The 16,595-nt window shown below is 37.4% G+C and carries 14 protein-coding genes and 1 pseudogene; 1 reads left to right on the top strand and 14 read right to left on the bottom strand.

Annotated features, from left to right (window positions below):
- Positions 1-190: 190 nt before the first annotated feature.
- Together nrdG and nrdD are read right to left on the bottom strand one after the other, a co-directional pair.
- Positions 191-730, bottom strand: coding sequence for an anaerobic ribonucleoside-triphosphate reductase activating protein (gene nrdG, locus CCE82_RS07995; RefSeq protein ID WP_086428878.1), 540 nt, complete (start codon positions 728-730; stop codon positions 191-193).
- Complete coding sequence (gene nrdD / locus CCE82_RS07990; protein ID WP_420822111.1) at positions 727-2,544, bottom strand: anaerobic ribonucleoside-triphosphate reductase; 1,818 nt, start codon at positions 2,542-2,544, stop codon at positions 727-729. The genes nrdG and nrdD overlap by 4 nt, the downstream gene beginning before the upstream one ends.
- A 504-nt stretch (positions 2,545-3,048) precedes the next feature.
- Between nrdD and CCE82_RS12880 the strand changes: the two genes are divergently transcribed.
- Positions 3,049-3,162, top strand: coding sequence for a type I toxin-antitoxin system Fst family toxin (locus CCE82_RS12880; RefSeq protein ID WP_119184404.1), 114 nt, complete (start codon positions 3,049-3,051; stop codon positions 3,160-3,162).
- 130 nt (positions 3,163-3,292) lie between these two features.
- Here the strand turns inward: CCE82_RS12880 and CCE82_RS07985 are convergent, their stop codons facing one another.
- The 12 genes and pseudogenes from CCE82_RS07985 to CCE82_RS13165 form a co-directional block, all read right to left on the bottom strand.
- Complete coding sequence (locus tag CCE82_RS07985) at positions 3,293-4,654, bottom strand: PTS ascorbate transporter subunit IIC (protein ID WP_086428876.1); 1,362 nt, start codon at positions 4,652-4,654, stop codon at positions 3,293-3,295.
- A gap of 17 nt (positions 4,655-4,671) precedes the next feature.
- Positions 4,672-4,956, bottom strand: coding sequence for a PTS sugar transporter subunit IIB (locus tag CCE82_RS07980; RefSeq protein WP_086428875.1), 285 nt, complete (start codon positions 4,954-4,956; stop codon positions 4,672-4,674).
- A complete protein-coding gene (locus CCE82_RS07975) occupies positions 4,953-5,402 on the bottom strand; it encodes a PTS sugar transporter subunit IIA (RefSeq protein ID WP_086428874.1) in 450 nt (149 codons plus the stop codon). Before CCE82_RS07975 ends, CCE82_RS07980 begins: the two co-directional genes overlap by 4 nt.
- 12 nt (positions 5,403-5,414) lie before the next feature.
- Positions 5,415-7,349, bottom strand: a complete 1,935-nt coding sequence (locus tag CCE82_RS07970) for a BglG family transcription antiterminator (protein WP_086428873.1) — start codon at positions 7,347-7,349, stop codon at positions 5,415-5,417.
- Positions 7,350-7,942: 593 nt separating this feature from the next.
- A complete protein-coding gene (locus tag CCE82_RS07965) occupies positions 7,943-8,977 on the bottom strand; it encodes a sensor histidine kinase (protein WP_086428872.1) in 1,035 nt (344 codons plus the stop codon).
- Complete coding sequence (locus tag CCE82_RS07960; RefSeq protein WP_086428871.1) at positions 8,978-9,664, bottom strand: response regulator transcription factor; 687 nt, start codon at positions 9,662-9,664, stop codon at positions 8,978-8,980.
- Positions 9,642-10,100, bottom strand: coding sequence for a DoxX family membrane protein (locus CCE82_RS07955; RefSeq protein ID WP_019169240.1), 459 nt, complete (start codon positions 10,098-10,100; stop codon positions 9,642-9,644). The genes CCE82_RS07960 and CCE82_RS07955 overlap by 23 nt, the downstream gene beginning before the upstream one ends.
- Before the next feature lie 39 nt (positions 10,101-10,139).
- Complete coding sequence (locus CCE82_RS07950) at positions 10,140-10,595, bottom strand: DM13 domain-containing protein (protein WP_086428870.1); 456 nt, start codon at positions 10,593-10,595, stop codon at positions 10,140-10,142.
- Positions 10,596-10,835: 240 nt separating this feature from the next.
- Positions 10,836-11,402, bottom strand: a complete 567-nt coding sequence (locus tag CCE82_RS07945; RefSeq protein WP_086428869.1) for a TetR/AcrR family transcriptional regulator — start codon at positions 11,400-11,402, stop codon at positions 10,836-10,838.
- Positions 11,403-11,528: 126 nt separating this feature from the next.
- Complete coding sequence (locus CCE82_RS07940; protein ID WP_086428868.1) at positions 11,529-12,464, bottom strand: glycine betaine ABC transporter substrate-binding protein; 936 nt, start codon at positions 12,462-12,464, stop codon at positions 11,529-11,531.
- Between the two features lie 13 nt (positions 12,465-12,477).
- Positions 12,478-14,925, bottom strand: a complete 2,448-nt coding sequence (locus CCE82_RS07935; protein ID WP_086428867.1) for an MMPL family transporter — start codon at positions 14,923-14,925, stop codon at positions 12,478-12,480.
- Between the two features lie 1,488 nt (positions 14,926-16,413).
- Positions 16,414-16,595: pseudogene (locus CCE82_RS13165) on the bottom strand (IS110 family RNA-guided transposase); the annotation flags it as partial.

Here is a 16,595-nt window from a genome sequence, read left to right as displayed (position 1 = left end):
CGGTCTCCTCCCAACCAAACAGTAATGATTTCGATTTAAAATTATACGCTAATCTTGTAAGAAGTGCAATAACTATTTTAGGATATTGTTTACAGTAAAAAAGCCTACCTAAAAAGATAGACTTTCATTTTCAAACATAGTGTTAAATTTTTCTCATCATTTTATAACCATTTGCTCGGTCATACACGACTTATTCAATATAAATCGACTGACTCAATTGTGCAGTGTTCAACCACTTTTGGACATCAATGACACGTTGATTGAGCGAACCTTTGTAAGGCAAGTTCGGTCGATACAATGATTTGACAAACATTCCATCGACAATGACGTCTGCTTGTTTCATTACTGCTGTTCGCTTGTCGTTCGCACGCCATAAATATTCGAATAAATAGCCCGTCCATATCCACAGTGACTTTTTCCGACCGTACCGTGCACGAAATGCTTGGACAAGTGGGGCTACTACCTTTAAATTACTAAAGGGTTCCCCACCTAAAATGCTCAATCCAGCAATATATTCCGGCGCACAAGCTTCGAGCACCTCATCAATTACCGTATCTGTCATTTCCTCACCATAACGAAAATGCTGAGCTGCTTTGTTATAACAACCTTCGCATTTAAACGGACAGCCAGAGACATACACGCTACATCTGACGCCTTCACCATCGACGAAACTTTGGTATTCAATTTTTGCGATGTAGCCAGCACCAGTCGTCACTTGTGGCATACTCATGACTGGCGTACCTTCAGATGTTTGACTCGTGCACACATTTCTTTATGGCGTCCTTCAATTGTTGGTCGTTGCACAGGATTACCGAGATACCCACAAGTCCGTTTGACCACATCAACCGTTTCTGGGTTTTGATTGCCACACTCCGGACAGCGATAACCTGTTTCCGTTGTATCGAAATCACCTTCAAAACCACAATCATAACAACGATCAATCGGAATATTCGTACCGAGATAGCTCACTCGGTCATAAGCATAATCCCAAACTGTTTCGAGTGCTTTAATATTATGATCTAACTTTGGATACTCACAATAATGAATATAGCCCCCCGATGCCAAATAAGGGTAGTCTTTTTCAAAATCTAACTTTTCAAAAGGTGTGACATCTTTACGCACATCATAATGGAAAGAATTTTGATAGTATCCTTTATCGGTAATATCCGGAATGTCACCAAATGCTTCACGATCTAAGCGACAAAAACGGTCTGTCAACGATTCACTTGGCGTACTATAAATGCTAAACCAAATATCATATTGCGCTGTCCATTCATGTTGGTAATTTTTCATTTGTCTTAATATATTTAACGTAAAATCTTTCGCCTCAGGGTTCGTTTCCCAATTCGGTCCAAAAAAGACGGTCGCCGCTTCGTATAATCCGATATACCCCATAGAAATAGTGGCACGCTGTTGATTGAAGAATGTATCAACAGGATCCTCTTCATTAACGCGATATTTAAAAGCACCACGTTTATATAAAATGGGCGCATTATTCGGTACGGCTTCTTTCACACGTTCAATACGATAAACGAGCGCATCATGTAACACTTGCATACGTTCATCAAACAAATCCCAAAAACGTGTCATATCTCCCGCTGATTCGATTGCAATACGTGGAATATTCAGTGTCACAACACCTAAATTACAACGTCCATTATTTTCAAACTCACCTTGCGCATTTTGCCAAGCAGGTAAAAATGAACGACATCCCATCGGTGCTTTAAAATCTCCTAAAAGTTCCACTGTTTTGTCATAATTTAAAATATCCGGATACATGCGCTTCATCGCACATTGTAACGCTAACTGTTTAATATCATAATTCGGATCTTCTGGTGCAAAATTTGTCCCTTTTTTAATTGAGAATACAAGTTTTGGAAAAATGGCTGTAATACGGTCTTTACCGAGCCCTTTAATACGTGTTTTTAAAATCGCTGTCTGCACTTTGCGACTAAGTTCGTCCTCCCCAAGACCAAATCCTAGTGTGACGAAAGGTGTCTGACCGTTCGATGTGTATAACGTATTAATTTCATATTCTAAGCTTTCTACCGCATCAGCAATATCTTGCGTCACACGTTTATCCACATAGGCATCAATTTGGTCATCCTTAACAAACTCACGAGCAACTTCTCGATGCTTTTCTTCATTAAAATGTGCGTAATGGCTCAACAATTCGTCAACACGGTCAATCGTACAACCACCATACTGACTGCTCGACACATTGGCAATAATTTGAACTAACTGAGCAGCGGCTGTTTGAATCGACTTTGGAGAGGTCACTTGTGCGTTACCAATTTGAAAACCATTGGCCATCATTCCTTCCGCATCGATTAAGCAACAATTTGTTAAAGGTTGAAATGGATGATAATCTAAATCATGAAAATGAATTTCACCTTTTTGATGTGCCATCGCAACGTGTGGTGGCAACAAGTGTTGTAACGCGTAAGACTTTGAAACGACACCTGCCGTCAAATCACGCATCGTTGAAAAAGTTTCACTGTCTTTATTTGCATTTTCATTTACAATCGTCGGATCTTTTGTCATTAAACCAGTTAATTGCTTTTCAAGTTGTGTCAAAATATCACTCTTTTCTATATGTAGTGTCTATAATTAATCATAAACACTATATGTAGTGTTTTTCAAATGATATCTGAATCATTAACCGATTTGTCATTTCTTTTTTAACATTATGTGAACAAAGTATTGTGAGATAGAAGGTGTCAAAAATAACTTCCTCGTGCCATTGATTTGGGTAATATCATATAAGAAGGCTGGAAAACATAACTCGATTGATAAACACTGAGTTCACTTCGATATACTTCAAAATCATCATTACAAAGCTTTTAAAAGTGGGGTAAACCAGTGGTAAATCATTAAAAAATAACATGATGTGACATTGATTTTTAAGAAAAAGATATTCATTATGTGACAGAAAATCAATAAATAATGTATAACATATTATAACTTTATTTTTATATTCGTTTTGTAATATAATAGGGTATCGCCTATCCTTAGGTGTCATCTTGACATGAAGGGAGGTGTAGGAAGATGTGCGAGTTTTTAGCTCAATATACACTCACTGTCCTCAGTGGGTGCACCGTTGCTTTATTTGCCTATTGGCTACGAAATAAAGGTAACGGGAATAAAAATAGGCGATCGTAGCCACACCATTAAAAACCCCCTCACTGGACAAGAGTGAGGGGGTTTGGTGTAGTACTTAATGTACGAGTTTTATGACATCATTATAGCGTCTCTTTAAGAAAAGTGCAAGTTTATTCTAAAGCAAGACTTATTAAGACTTTGTTGCTTCTGATGTTGTTCGACCGCGTTTTTGTAACACCATCGCGATGATTGCTGTTGCAACAATTCCGATGACCAGACCTATCATGCCTAAGTATTTAACGATATTACCAAACACAATACCGACAACTAAAAAGTCAGTATCTGAGAAGGTTGTTGAAGCGAGTCCCAAATCTCCTAAGAATGGCAAGAAAAGTAACGGTAAAAACGTAATCAGTAGACCATTTAAAGCCGAACCCGCAATCGCCCCTTTAATGCCACCACGTGCGTTACCAAATACACCTGATGTTGCACCTAAGAAGAAATGTGGCACGACGCCTGGTAAAATGACCACGCCACCAATTAAAAACATTACAAACATGCCAAGGACACCTGTTAAAAAGCTGACGAAGAAACCAATCAACACTGCATTTTGCGCATACGGGAAAACAATCGGACAATCCAGTGCTGGCTTCGAATGTGGGACCAACTTTTCTGAAATGCCTTTAAATGCAGGCACAATTTCAGCTAAAATCAAACGCACACCTGTCAAAATGATGAATACACCTGCCGCAAAGGTAACGCCTTGAATGAGTGAGAAGACGATGAAGTTTTGGTCTTTGCTTATTTCATCATGTACATAGCCGACACCAGCAAATAAACTTGCAATCAAATAAAGCAAGATCATCGTTAATGAAATGCTGATTGTACTTTCACGTAAAAAACTTAACCCTTTAGGAAACTTAATTTCTTCAGTCGATTTAGAACGGCCTTTAAACAATTTCCCGACTTCACCAGCTGCCCAATAACTCACAGTTCCAAAATGCCCTAATGCGACTTGATCATTCCCTGTTATCTTTCGCATTGTTGGTTGTGCCAACGCCGGAAACACCGCCATAATCAAACCTAAAATCAATGCACCTAACACTACTGTGAGCACACCTTTAATATGACCTACTGTTAAAATGATAGCTAAAAACGCTGCCATATAAAATGTATGATGACCTGTTAAGAAAATAAACTTTAAATTCGACACACGCGCAATTAAAATGTTGACTAACATCCCAAACACCATAATGAGTGCTGCTGTTGTTCCATATTTTTCTAAAGCGATCGAAATAATCGCTTCATTGTTCGGAACGACACCTTGTACTCCGAATGCATGTTGAAAAATTTTACCGAATGGTTCCAATGATTGCACAACGACACCGGCACCTGCACTTAACACTAAAAATCCTAAGATCGTTTTAATTGTCCCAGATGTCACGACTGATACTGGCTTTTTCTGTACAACCAAGCCGATTAAAGCAATTAAAGCAACGAGTATTGCAGGTTGACTCAGCACATCGACGATTAAATCAAGTATAGATTGCATAGACAACACTCCTTATTTTAAATCATTTCTAACGTCTCGAATTTATCTGTTAACTTTCTTTCCAACTCTTCCTTATCTAAAATATTATCTAAAATAAGGACATCCCCGAGTCGTGCCGCATTTTCTTCTAAATCTCGTCCACAAATAAACAAATCTGCCATTTCAGGACTTGCTGACATAATGTCACTATGTTCAACATCGACATTTTGTTTTAATGTCAGCTGTTTCAACACTTCTTGGACATTCATTTCTACCATAAAACTACTGCCTAAACCGTGACCACATACCACTAAAATTTTCATTTTGCCTCAACCCCTTTTATAATTGCTAATATTTCAGCCTCATCATGACTTTGAATTAAACTTTCAACTGTTTCAATATCGCCTAAAACCCGTGCTAGACTTTGTAAAATATCCAAATGTGAATGGGTGTCTACTGCACTAAATACAAAAACTAAACTGGCGTAATGACTCTTATCAGCAAAATTAATATGCTGATTCAATTTCAACAAACTGACGCCGACTTTGTTCACATTGCCATTGGGTCTTGCATGTGCAATCGCAATCTCAGGTGCAATCACGATATAAGGTCCGTAACGGTACACACTGTCTATCATTGCATCGACATAACTTTCACTAAAGTATGCTTGATCAAGGAGTGGTTGTGACGCCTCTTTAATCGCTTCCTCCCAAGAAACAACACATTCTTTAACACTTATCTTATCTTCTGTCAGCATTTCTAAAGACATATTCGGCCTCCTTTACAAACACGTTAATTTATTTTTTAATCCCGTTAAATCTCCATGTAAGAGTTGGCCGCGCAAGGTGTCATCCATTAAAATATCGCTTAGTTCTTTCAAAGCAGTTAAATGTTTCTGTGGTTCATCCGTCGCTAAGCCAATCATCAGCTTGACTGGATCAAAACGTTCATGATCAAAATAGACACCCTGTTCAAAATAAAACAATGTCATGCCTACCCCATTTAACGCATGTTCTGTACTGCCATGAAGTAACGCTATATGTGGGCTGATCACCATATACGCCCCAAACTCATCCAACTTATTCATAATTTCTTTTTTGTATTGTGCATTGATCATGCCCGCTTGTTCTAACGGACGCATGACTTCTGCTATTGCCTCATTTCGCGACATTTTTCGCTCTATTGTCGCCATATATTCCGGCTTCATGACTTGTTTCAACTGCAAGCCTTGACGTGTTAAATGATGTGCAATACGTTCTCGTTCTTTATTAATGATATGATTTAATTTCTCTCTATCTTTCTCATCTAAAAACGGTGTCACTTTCACACATTTAATCGCTTCCAATTCAATCGGCACAGTCGTAATCACATAATCCACATACCGTTGCTTCAACTTGGATTCATCAATTTGATATAACGAATAAGCATCTAAAATATCAAACTCTGGATATATTTTTCGCAATTTTTCCTTTAATAATTGTGAAGTTCCAATACCAGAACCACACAATAATACAATTTTGATTTTTCGACCTTTATGCTGTGTTAATCTTTCTATCGCTGAAGCCACGTGAAGTGTCAAGTAAGCGATTTCATCATCGGTAAAATCAACATGATACAATTCTTCAAAAATCCAAATATTATCGGTAATCACTTCAGTTATTGCCATGTACTGTGCATAAATATCTTGCTTAATAGGATTTTGTTGAACGAAACGATACGTTAAACGGTTTAATGCGGGGGCTAAATGAAGATATAGATTATTGAGCAATTTCGTATCTTTAATCAAATCGATGCCTAAGCTTGCACTCATTCTTTCCACAAATTGATGAATGAGTATTTTAAGCTCCTCAGTCCCGACATGATCATTATCAACCTTTAACTTTTTAGCTCCCAATAAATGTAATGCGATGAACATTGTTTCAGACGTCGGAAAATCAATGTCATAATGACGTTCGACTTCCACTTGAATCGCTTGAGCAATCTGAAATGCATCCGTCTCCATGAGTGCTGTGAGTGCTTCTACAGGTGGTTCAATAGTAAAATGCTTTTTAACACGCTGTATGGCAATCAACAAATGAATGACCAATCCATCAATCGCAATTTGAAAGAGAGGATATTGCTTGTTTTCTAACGTATTGAGTACAATTTGACGCATCCATTGCATATCTTCATCCTCAAATAACGTCTTACGTACTAATTCATTCGTTGACTTTACATATTCATGGATGACCAGACCATAAGCTTTTCGATAGCTCACCTCGTCCCCATTGATGACAAACCCTTTATTTTTCACATATTGCAAAGTTAACATTTGGTCTTGAAGCCACTCTGTCACATCTTTCAAATCATCTACAATCGTACGTCTAGAAACATTGACTAAAGCAGATAACATTCTCGAATTGACAGGTGCCTTCGCTTCAAACAGATGTAGCAAAATCTGCAAATGTCGCTCACTTTTCGTAAAATGCACGTCTGGAAAAGTTGCTTTATTCATCTGCTGAATCGCACTAAAATCTTCACAGTCAATTTTAATTCCGTTACTCTTACTCCTTTGAATTTGTAAATGCAATGATTCCTTCATAAACTCAATGTACTCAATATCGTATTGAATGGTTCTTTCGGAGCGCTCAAATTCATTCGCCAATTCAGCAATGGAAACGAAACTTTTAGCTTTGATGACTTTGTCTAAAATTTCATATTGTCTGTTCGTTAGCAACGTTCAACCTCCTATGTCATTATTGTAATCGTTCAAGAAGTGTTATAGATGTGCAATTCACTTCAGTTTTCAAAACGAAATTTTGCATATGTAGCTAGAAGGAATGCTTTAGTTTCATGACACATCAACCTCCACACTACACTGCAGTTGTATTCATTAAAACCTTAAACGATTCATAATCAAAGACATTTCAAAAACATAAAAACATAATTAAAATGGAAATGAAGAAATTTGAACATATAGGAAATTGAAATAAAGAAAGCAAATACCAAGAAGCAACAACACTTAAAATAAAGATATAAAGTGAAAAAACATCATAAGAGAGATGTGCATTTGCAACATAAAGATGCTGCTGAGTTGAAGGAAAAGTGGGGAGCATTGAAATTTAGGTCCCCCATTCATGATAAGCCGTGTGTAAATTAAAATCAGAATTACCTACTTTATCTCAATCTCTTTTTGAGCGTTCCAATATCACCTTGCCCCCCTAAAAACACTCAAAAAAGACGCTAGGACTATATCCTAACGCCTGTTTTATCTATTAATAATTTATGAAAGGTTTGAGAAGTACTGAGTTTGAGAATTATTATCTATACTTAATATACTTTTGGAGGGAAGCGTAATGTGATTGTCGTACCTTGGCCATATGTGCTGCTCACTTCGATATGCCCACCGATTTGATGTGCTAAAGTTTGGGCAATATATAGACCAAGACCGGAACCACCTGTATCTTTATGTCGAGAACTTTCTACACGAAAAGTTCGTTCAAATATGTTTTTAATATCAGATTCCATAATACCCATACCTTGATCAATGACGGAGATGGCAATTTCGTCATTATCTTCTAAGACCTTCACGGCTAAGGGCGAACCGTGGTCGGAAAATTTAAGCGCGTTGTCGATGAAGTTCATGAGGATACGTTCTATCGCGCGTTGGTCTTGAATGAAAGGTTTGATATTTGGTTCTATTTCTACATCAAGCTGTCTATTTTCATGGTGTAATTTTTGTGAATATATTTCAAATATTGGGATAAGCAATTGATCCATGTGAATGAGCGTCTCTTCGCTTTCTTGGTGGTTGACTGTGATGACGTCCGTCAGATCATCAAACATTCTCGATAATCGATCAGACTGGCTAATGAGAATACTGTATGCTTTTTGCGTATCACATTCACTATGAATAATGCCGTCTCGCAATCCTTCTGAATAGGATTTAATACTTGCTAAAGGTGTTTTTAAATCATGCGCAAGATTTTGGACTAAATTCATCTTTTCTTCTTGCTCTTCTTTAATGAGATTCATCTGCTCTTGAATCTTGTCGACCATTTGATCAAAAGACTCACTCAATTGTTGTATTTCTTTAGGGGCATGTATCTTCGTCTTTTCTGTTTCAAATTGGCCATTCGCTATTTTTTGAGTTTTTTCGTTTAATTTTTCTATCTTTTTGATCATGGGGACTGTGAAAAAGATACCGATAATCAGTGTCATCATACCGGAAAGAAACGAACATAACGTCAAAAGAATTGTCAGTGGTCCGTCAAACCACATCAATTTGTATAGCGTGTAAAATAAAAATGTCGTTGTGATAATTGTAACGATAAACGAATATATGAGTTGCTTACGTATCGTCATTTAAAATTGCCTCTGAAATTTATAGCCAAGCCCCCATACCGTTGCAATGATATAGTCGTCATAGCCATATTTTTCTAATTTTTCGCGTATACGGTGGACATGAACATTTAACGTATTCATGTCTTCGTAATACTCGTAACCCCAAACTTGTTCTAACAAATCTGTTTTTGACAAAGCGACAGATTCATTATTCGCAAAGTGCCATAACAATTCGAACTCTTTGATGCGAAAAGGGATCACTTCCCCTTCTAATTCTGCGGTTTTGTTTAAGTTATTCAATACGAGTCTACCACAACGAATCGTTTCTTGTGTGGAAGGACTTGTGACGTTGACACGATGTAATAGATTTTTAACACGTATGACTAACTCTCGGGGACTGAAGGGTTTCTTGACGTAATCATCTGCCCCTAACATTAAACCGAATATGGTGTCTTGTTCGCTTGTTTTCGCTGTTAAATAAACATATGGGATATCGAGTCCTCTATTTTTCATCTCGCGGACCACTTCGTAACCATTGACTTCTGGCATCATAATATCAATTACCATGACATCAATATTTCTATCTAAAATATCGAGTGCCTCTGCGCCGTTTGAAGCCGTAGTTACTTGGTAACCTTCGTATTCAAAATAGGTTTTACATATTTCTCTGATGTCTTGCTCGTCATCAACTATGAGTATGTGCGCCATGTTCATCATTCCTTATGTTTTTACGTTTGATGAAATGATTTAAACTTATTGCTGCTAATGTCTCTCTATTCATTAATAAAATGACGAAGAACAACAATTGCAGTGGGTATGTAAAAATCATATCAGCTAAAATATAATTTAACATAATGAACACGCCAAAGAAACTCGCAGTATAAGACATAACGCCTAAGATGAGACCTAAACCAATTGCAATCTCGCCAATTTGGACCATCCATTTGAAAATTTCCAGATGATTTGCAACTGCAAACTCAAAAAATGTCTTATACCATTGTGGGGAATCTTGGTTGTCGCGAATGACTGAAACGAGTCCATCAATCGCAAAGCCACCTGTCAATTTTTCAAATCCTTGCATCAGTATATAAAAGCCTGAACCTAAGCGAATAAGGAGAATTAAGACTTTATAAGCGATCGCCATATGTCACACTCCTTTCTTCGTGATGTTTTCTCTCGTTGATTATTTAAGTGCTGCTGATCCAAAAATAACGTGTGCTTTGTCACAGTAGATTGTTACTGTGTCATAGTCTGCTGCGTTTACGTCTTTAAGGTCGAAAGTTTGTGTTGCTTCATCATATTTGACTTCATCTAACTTAACGCCTTTTTTGATGTCGTTACCTTTTGTTAAGTAAACGTGTAAGTCTGGACCTTTTGATGATTCGTAGTCTGTTAACATTAACTTACCATCTTTAATCTCAGCGTTACCTTTTACTTTTTCATTGTTTTCGCCTTTGAATGTGCCTTTTTTCATCACTTTTGCGTTATCTGATGCTTTAGACTCATCCTGTTTGTTGTCTTTCATAGATGTTTCAGCTTTGTTATCTTCTTTAGCTTTATCCATGTTGTCGTTACCACAAGCACCAAGCAAGAATGTTGTCGCTAACGCACCTGAAACTAATGCCATTTTCATGTTCATAACAAATTCCTTCTTTCCATTTGGGATTACATGTATCATGATAAAGCCTTAAAGATGCAATTGACATAAACTAGGTATTAATAATTCTTAACTAAATATTAACATCCGCTTATTAATCGTTTTATATTTAAATAAATACTATAGATTGTATCAGTTTTGATTAAATGCTTAAAAATTCACTTTCCTCCAATAAAAAAGACTGATGAAACGTTGCTTTCCGTCCATCAGTCTCATTGATTTCTATTGATTTGCACTGCTATCGACCATAAAAATAATTTCTAATGACGCTGCCATCTCTTCTACATCGATTGGATAATCATTTTCTAACCACCGCTTCAACACTTCTATTAATCCACTACTATAAAAGTCACTAATCACCACAGGATGTTGCGCTTTTCTAATTTGACGTATAATTGGATCGTTGTTTTCCACATTTTGTTGAGCATCATCTTGCATCATGCGACTCACAAGTTTGACCAAATCACCAAAAATGTCTACGCGATTGTCTGTCGTTACAATATTTTTGAACAACTTTTTGTTTTCATCCATAAATTTCAACATATTATAAAAGAAAGGTCCTTGTGTTTTACTATGCGCATAATTATCCACTCTGTTAGAAATTTCAAGACTCACGTAATAGAGTAAGTCATATTTATCTTCAAAATAGCGATAAAACGTACTTCGATTAATTTCTGCAAGGTCGCATATCATTTGTATCGTAATCGCATTAAACTGTTTTTCTTTCAATAATTCGAGCATTGTCGCAATAATGTGTTGTCGCATTCGTTTTTGGGTGGCAGAATACATCCGAAATCACGCCTCTTTCTCTTCACTAGTATACGGATGTAATTTATCACATATCACGTAACCCTTTCCACCATTCTGAATACCGCATGTGTGAAGTGTTAGTGATATTTTGCTCGCCCAACTATTTTATTTGTTGCCGTTAATACCACTCATCCAGTCGTCTACTTGACGGTCGTGGTCATCAACATAATCTTGTGCGACTTGTTCTGCATTTTTCTTATCGATAAAAATTTGCTTCATCAAGTCATCTTCATCTTTTTTATCCCAATCTTTCGCAATACGTGTCGCAATCGTGTATGCAGCTGGGTGCTCATCTTTAAAGTCTTTATTGAACACTAAGTCGATATGTTTCTTTTCATTACCATAAGCTTTATTCGGATCATCCAACATTTTCATTTCAAATGTATCGAATAACCAATGCGGCTGCCAACCTGTAATGATAATCGGTTCTTGTTTTTTATACTTTTCTTCAAGTGTTTTTAACATTTCTTCATCAGATGCTTCTTCTAATTGCCAATCGTCTAAGTCATAATCATCAAGTACGGCTTTCGTTTGTTTCATCACACCATTACGAGGATCTGTGCCTTGAATTTTATGACTTACTTCTTTTGCCATATCTGCTTCATCGTCAAGTTTAGCAATACTATCAATCGACATGTATTTCGGTACGGCAAGACCTACAGGTGCATTGTCAATTAAATGTTCCTCGTCATAAATTGTTAAATCCTTACCGTATTTTTGCATATAGCTGTCGTCCACATCTGGAAAACGACCGCTCGCATGAAACGCATCTGAATTTTGTGCAACAGATGCATACATTGGACCACTTGACGGTACAGGTGTCGTAATGACGTCGTAACCCGCTTCTTTCAATACTTCTGCAATGACAAGTGAACGCGCAGTCGAACCATCACTCGTATATGGGATTTCGATTTCTTTGCCTCCCATTTCCATCGCCTTTTGATCTGAGTCGGACTCACTTTGGCCACATGCAGACAATACAATGGTCATGATGAAAATGAAAGCTATCCCTATCCATCGCACACTTCTTCTTTTAAACATAGACGGCCCTCCTTTAGTCTCTATCGTCATTCGTTTCGTTCGGGTGCTGTTTTGCCATGTGCATCTGATGGCGTTGATACGCTGAACGATTATGTTTTTCTGCATATTCAACTAATGCATGGTACAAGAAATCAGGGTCTTGATGTTCATGCGCAAGTTCTCTGTAAAGTTGTAGTAATGCCGTTACATGATCTTGATCTTCTTCTGTCATCGGTGCAGGTTGGACGTCTGGCATTGTTGTACGCTGTGTCACTTCATCCATTTCGTTATATGAGCGGTGTGGTACTTCATGTTCCTGTGACACTCGCTCTTGTTGTAATGATTGTTGTAACGCAGTCCCTTCTACATCGACATTTGGCAAGATGCGATCCAACCATTTCGGCATATACCATGACGCACGACCGAATAATTTCGTTAAGGCTGGAATGAGTGTCATTCTTACGACAAACGCGTCAAATAACACACCAAATCCGAGTGACATTCCCATAGATTTAATCGCCATATCATCTTGGAATGCAAATGCGATAAACACACTGAACATAATTAATGCTGCGGCAACGATGACTGGGCCACTTTCTTTAATACCTACTTTAATTGAATGTGTATTATCTTTCGTTCTCACATACTCTTCATGAATTCGAGACATTAGGAAGATCTCATAATCAATTGCTAAGCCGAACAAGAGACCAATCGTAATCACCGGTAAGAATGCAAGTAACGGACCTGTCTGACTCACACCAAATAATTGATTTAAGAAACCATCTTGCATGACAAACGTCGTAAAACCTAACGTTGCCGCTAATGATAAGACAAAGCCCCCTACAGCCTTCAATGGAATTAAAAGTGAACGGAAAACAATTGTTAGTAAAATAAATGCTAAGACGACGATAGAACCCGCGAATACAGGAATGGCGTCATTTAATTTTTGAGACATATCGATGTTAATCACACTTTGACCTGAAATTTCTGTATCAAAATGGTATCGATCTTTCGCTACATCACTATAATCACGTAAATCATATACGAGGTCATTCGTTGATACTGTATTAGGTCCCTCTTTAGGAATAATAGATAACAATGCATAACGGTGATTGTCGTTCAATTGAGGTGGACTCACCGTTTCGACATTATCCAATTTTTCAATATCACGTTTCACTTGATTGAGGTCATTTTTAATATTGTCTTCACTGCCATCATCTTTCGTATTGACTAACATGACAATTTGCCCATTATAACCTTCACCAAATTCATCTGATACCAATTCATACGCACGGTGCTGAGATGAATCTAGCGGCTGTGTACTATCATCTGGCATACCTAGACGCATGTGAAAGACCGGTAATATTGCCAATCCTAAAATCACAATACTTAAAATCGTCGCAAGTACAGGCTTTCCGACTACAAAATTAGACCAAAATGTATCTGGCTTTTCTGAGACACTTTGTTGAGAACGTACTTTTATCTTCTTATGGAAAATACTCATCAATGCAGGAAGTAATGTCAGTGCACTGATCACAGCAAGTAAGACACTCACCGCTGATGCAAAGCCCATCACTGAAAGGAAATCAATCCCTACAAGTGACAACCCACACACTGCGATGATAACCGTAATTCCAGCAAAGATGACCGCGCTGCCTGCAGTACCTACCGCAAGACCTACAGCTTTCGTATGACTAGGCTCCGTTTTACGTATTTCCCGATAACGGAATAAGATGAAGAGTGCATAGTCAATCCCTACCGCTAAACCAATCATTACCGCTAACGTTAAAGTAATATTAGGAATATCAAAGACAAATGTAAGAAGCGAAATGATACCCACACCTGTCCCTAAACCGATGAGTGCACTAATAATCGGTAAACCGGCCGCTACCACACTACCGAAAGTAATTAATAGTACGATAAACGCCACTACAATCCCAATCAATTCAGAGGCGCCACCCACTTCAGGATTCGCAGCCATCCGATCTGTCGTTTCAGTTTGGATGTTATGTTTATCTTTCAAATCATCTAACTCTTGATTAATGATTTGTTTAGAATGCGCTTTTAAATCCGTTTGCGGTACAACATAATTGATATCCGCAATGGCAGTATTACTTTCATCATTGATTTGTTTCGTTTCATACGGACTCGACACATGTTGAATTTCATCGTCTTGGTGTTCAATATTTGTCAAAGCTTTTTCAATATCTGCCTTAAGCCCTTTCTCATTAATGCCATCATCTTTATCTGTGTGAAAGACAATTCGCATCGATGCCTTTTCACTATCTTGATGAAAAGCTTCGTTAATTTTATCATTCGTATCTAACGACTTCAGACCATTCATCGTTAGATCGCTTTGAAATTTAGGGGCATTGATAAGAATGGGTGTCATAATAATGACGAGCGCAATCAGCCAACCTAAAATTCCTAACCATTTATGTTCAGCAATCCACTTACCGAACTTGTACAACCATTTCGACACGATTTTTCCCCCTTAAGACATTTTGATTCAGTATAATGAACACTTTACATCGCAAGTCGACTTGTTCCAACCAACAATGCCTTCCAAGCGTTGAAAATTGCAACATATCATCAAAATTGTCGCTTATATATATCGACGTGTTTTACCCTTTTATTACTCATCCTTAAACAAGCATGCACCTCAAGGCATCCAAACACTTGTCTATACATATATTTGAAGAATATTTTTAGGTTTGCCTAACATTTTTATTTACAAAACCTATCCGATGTGCTATCTTAAAATTGTTCAATCCGATAAACGTCTATCACATGTCATTCTCTGTAATGGCTTTGCTTTTTCGTAGCGATTCATCTGGTCTCAAAGGCATAACTTGAGCCCTATGCGTACACTGTGATGACCGCATGAACGATATGAATGAGCCTCTGATATTATCGTTTTATCATTGAACAATTCAATTAAGGCAACGTCGCATTAGCCCTGCACAACCTGTCTTAATTGATGGTGGGAACACGTAATGTTACATGATATTTGTTATTGTGCGCACACTGATATCCATGTTTGCATTACAAAGTAACAATGCTGATACCTATCTCAACATTGTTCGCATTTCAATCAAATCCGTTACTTGAAGCCAAGGGTCAAGAATCATACACATATCAGTCATTCCTAAAAAGACTACAGTAAGCAAGCATTCATATTTCCCTTAGTAAGTAAAAGCCAAGTTGAACGATCTCAGCATAGTTGATAGCAGATTGTTGCAACGGAAATGTTTATCCTCCATAACTAAAGTAAGATTGAACAGCAGGTATGAATCCTATTGAACAGTTGAAGGCACGCCTATGTTATCCCTCTAGTACATAGGGTGAACCGATATCGACTGTAACATGTTGACATATGCCATGATATTAATTAGCCCTTGATATCGTGACATGCATTGGGTAGTTACGTTATACCCCTAAAATTGCGTAACGCCTCCAAAAATTACAACTTGATTCTATAGTTAAGGTTGTTGGTATAGTGATACACTCCCTTTCATCTATAGCAACAAACTGACATCTTGTATCATTTTTACAACTCTAGATAATTAAAAAAATCATCTTAAAATCTTAAAACCTTTAGCCCCCTGATGTGCTTCATCTCACATCAGGGGCATTTTTTATGGTGTGGTGCATTGTTATTTCATGGATGAGGTTTTGAAGCATTTGGTGTGACATGAGTTTTCTGGTTTGAATATTTGATGGTACAGATGTTTTTTAAACGTTGGCTACGCCCACCATGCTCCCTTTCTTACTGTTTTGCAAGTGTTTTTTTAGTATTTTGGCATCGCTGAACTACACCTAGCTGATTTTAAAATTTTTTTCTAGGTGTTATACTGAATATGTAGGAAAAATTTGAGTTGTTTAGTCATAACGAGTATGACTAAGGTAGAATTTTCCTGTGTATATAACTCAAGATGTGCATAGTGCTTGGCTAATGGAAGTGGTTATCCTAGTTAGCCTTTAAATGGCTTGTAGCACGTTCATAATCATATCTTGAGTTTGTAGCGTTTAAGTAATGAATAACTTTAATGAGCTTGTTCACACAAGCAATCATGGCCACTTTATGATGTTTATTGTAAGGTGGCTTTTTTAATTTATAGTAATAATCGCAAATATGATTTTGCTGACGGT

The organism is Staphylococcus cornubiensis, from assembly GCF_900183575.1.
Lineage (GTDB): Bacteria > Bacillota > Bacilli > Staphylococcales > Staphylococcaceae > Staphylococcus > Staphylococcus cornubiensis.
Note: the sequence above shows the minus strand (reverse complement) of the source record. Positions and strands in the feature narration are given on the sequence as shown.

Bases quoted from the DNA above. Each gene is read 5' to 3' on its own strand.
- nrdG (WP_086428878.1), bottom strand. From the start codon at position 730: ATGAGTATGCCACAAGTGACGACTGGTGCTGGCTACATCGCAAAAATT.
- nrdD (WP_420822111.1), bottom strand. From the start codon at position 2,544: ATGACAAAAGATCCGACGATTGTAAATGAAAATGCAAATAAAGACAGT.
- CCE82_RS12880 (WP_119184404.1), top strand. From the start codon at position 3,049: ATGTGCGAGTTTTTAGCTCAATATACACTCACTGTCCTCAGTGGGTGC.
- CCE82_RS07985 (WP_086428876.1), bottom strand. From the start codon at position 4,654: ATGCAATCTATACTTGATTTAATCGTCGATGTGCTGAGTCAACCTGCA.
- CCE82_RS07980 (WP_086428875.1), bottom strand. From the start codon at position 4,956: ATGAAAATTTTAGTGGTATGTGGTCACGGTTTAGGCAGTAGTTTTATG.
- CCE82_RS07975 (WP_086428874.1), bottom strand. From the start codon at position 5,402: ATGTCTTTAGAAATGCTGACAGAAGATAAGATAAGTGTTAAAGAATGT.
- CCE82_RS07965 (WP_086428872.1), bottom strand. From the start codon at position 8,977: ATGACGATACGTAAGCAACTCATATATTCGTTTATCGTTACAATTATC.
- CCE82_RS07960 (WP_086428871.1), bottom strand. From the start codon at position 9,664: ATGGCGCACATACTCATAGTTGATGACGAGCAAGACATCAGAGAAATA.
- CCE82_RS07955 (WP_019169240.1), bottom strand. From the start codon at position 10,100: ATGGCGATCGCTTATAAAGTCTTAATTCTCCTTATTCGCTTAGGTTCA.
- CCE82_RS07950 (WP_086428870.1), bottom strand. From the start codon at position 10,595: ATGAACATGAAAATGGCATTAGTTTCAGGTGCGTTAGCGACAACATTC.
- CCE82_RS07945 (WP_086428869.1), bottom strand. From the start codon at position 11,402: ATGTATTCTGCCACCCAAAAACGAATGCGACAACACATTATTGCGACA.
- CCE82_RS07940 (WP_086428868.1), bottom strand. From the start codon at position 12,464: ATGTTTAAAAGAAGAAGTGTGCGATGGATAGGGATAGCTTTCATTTTC.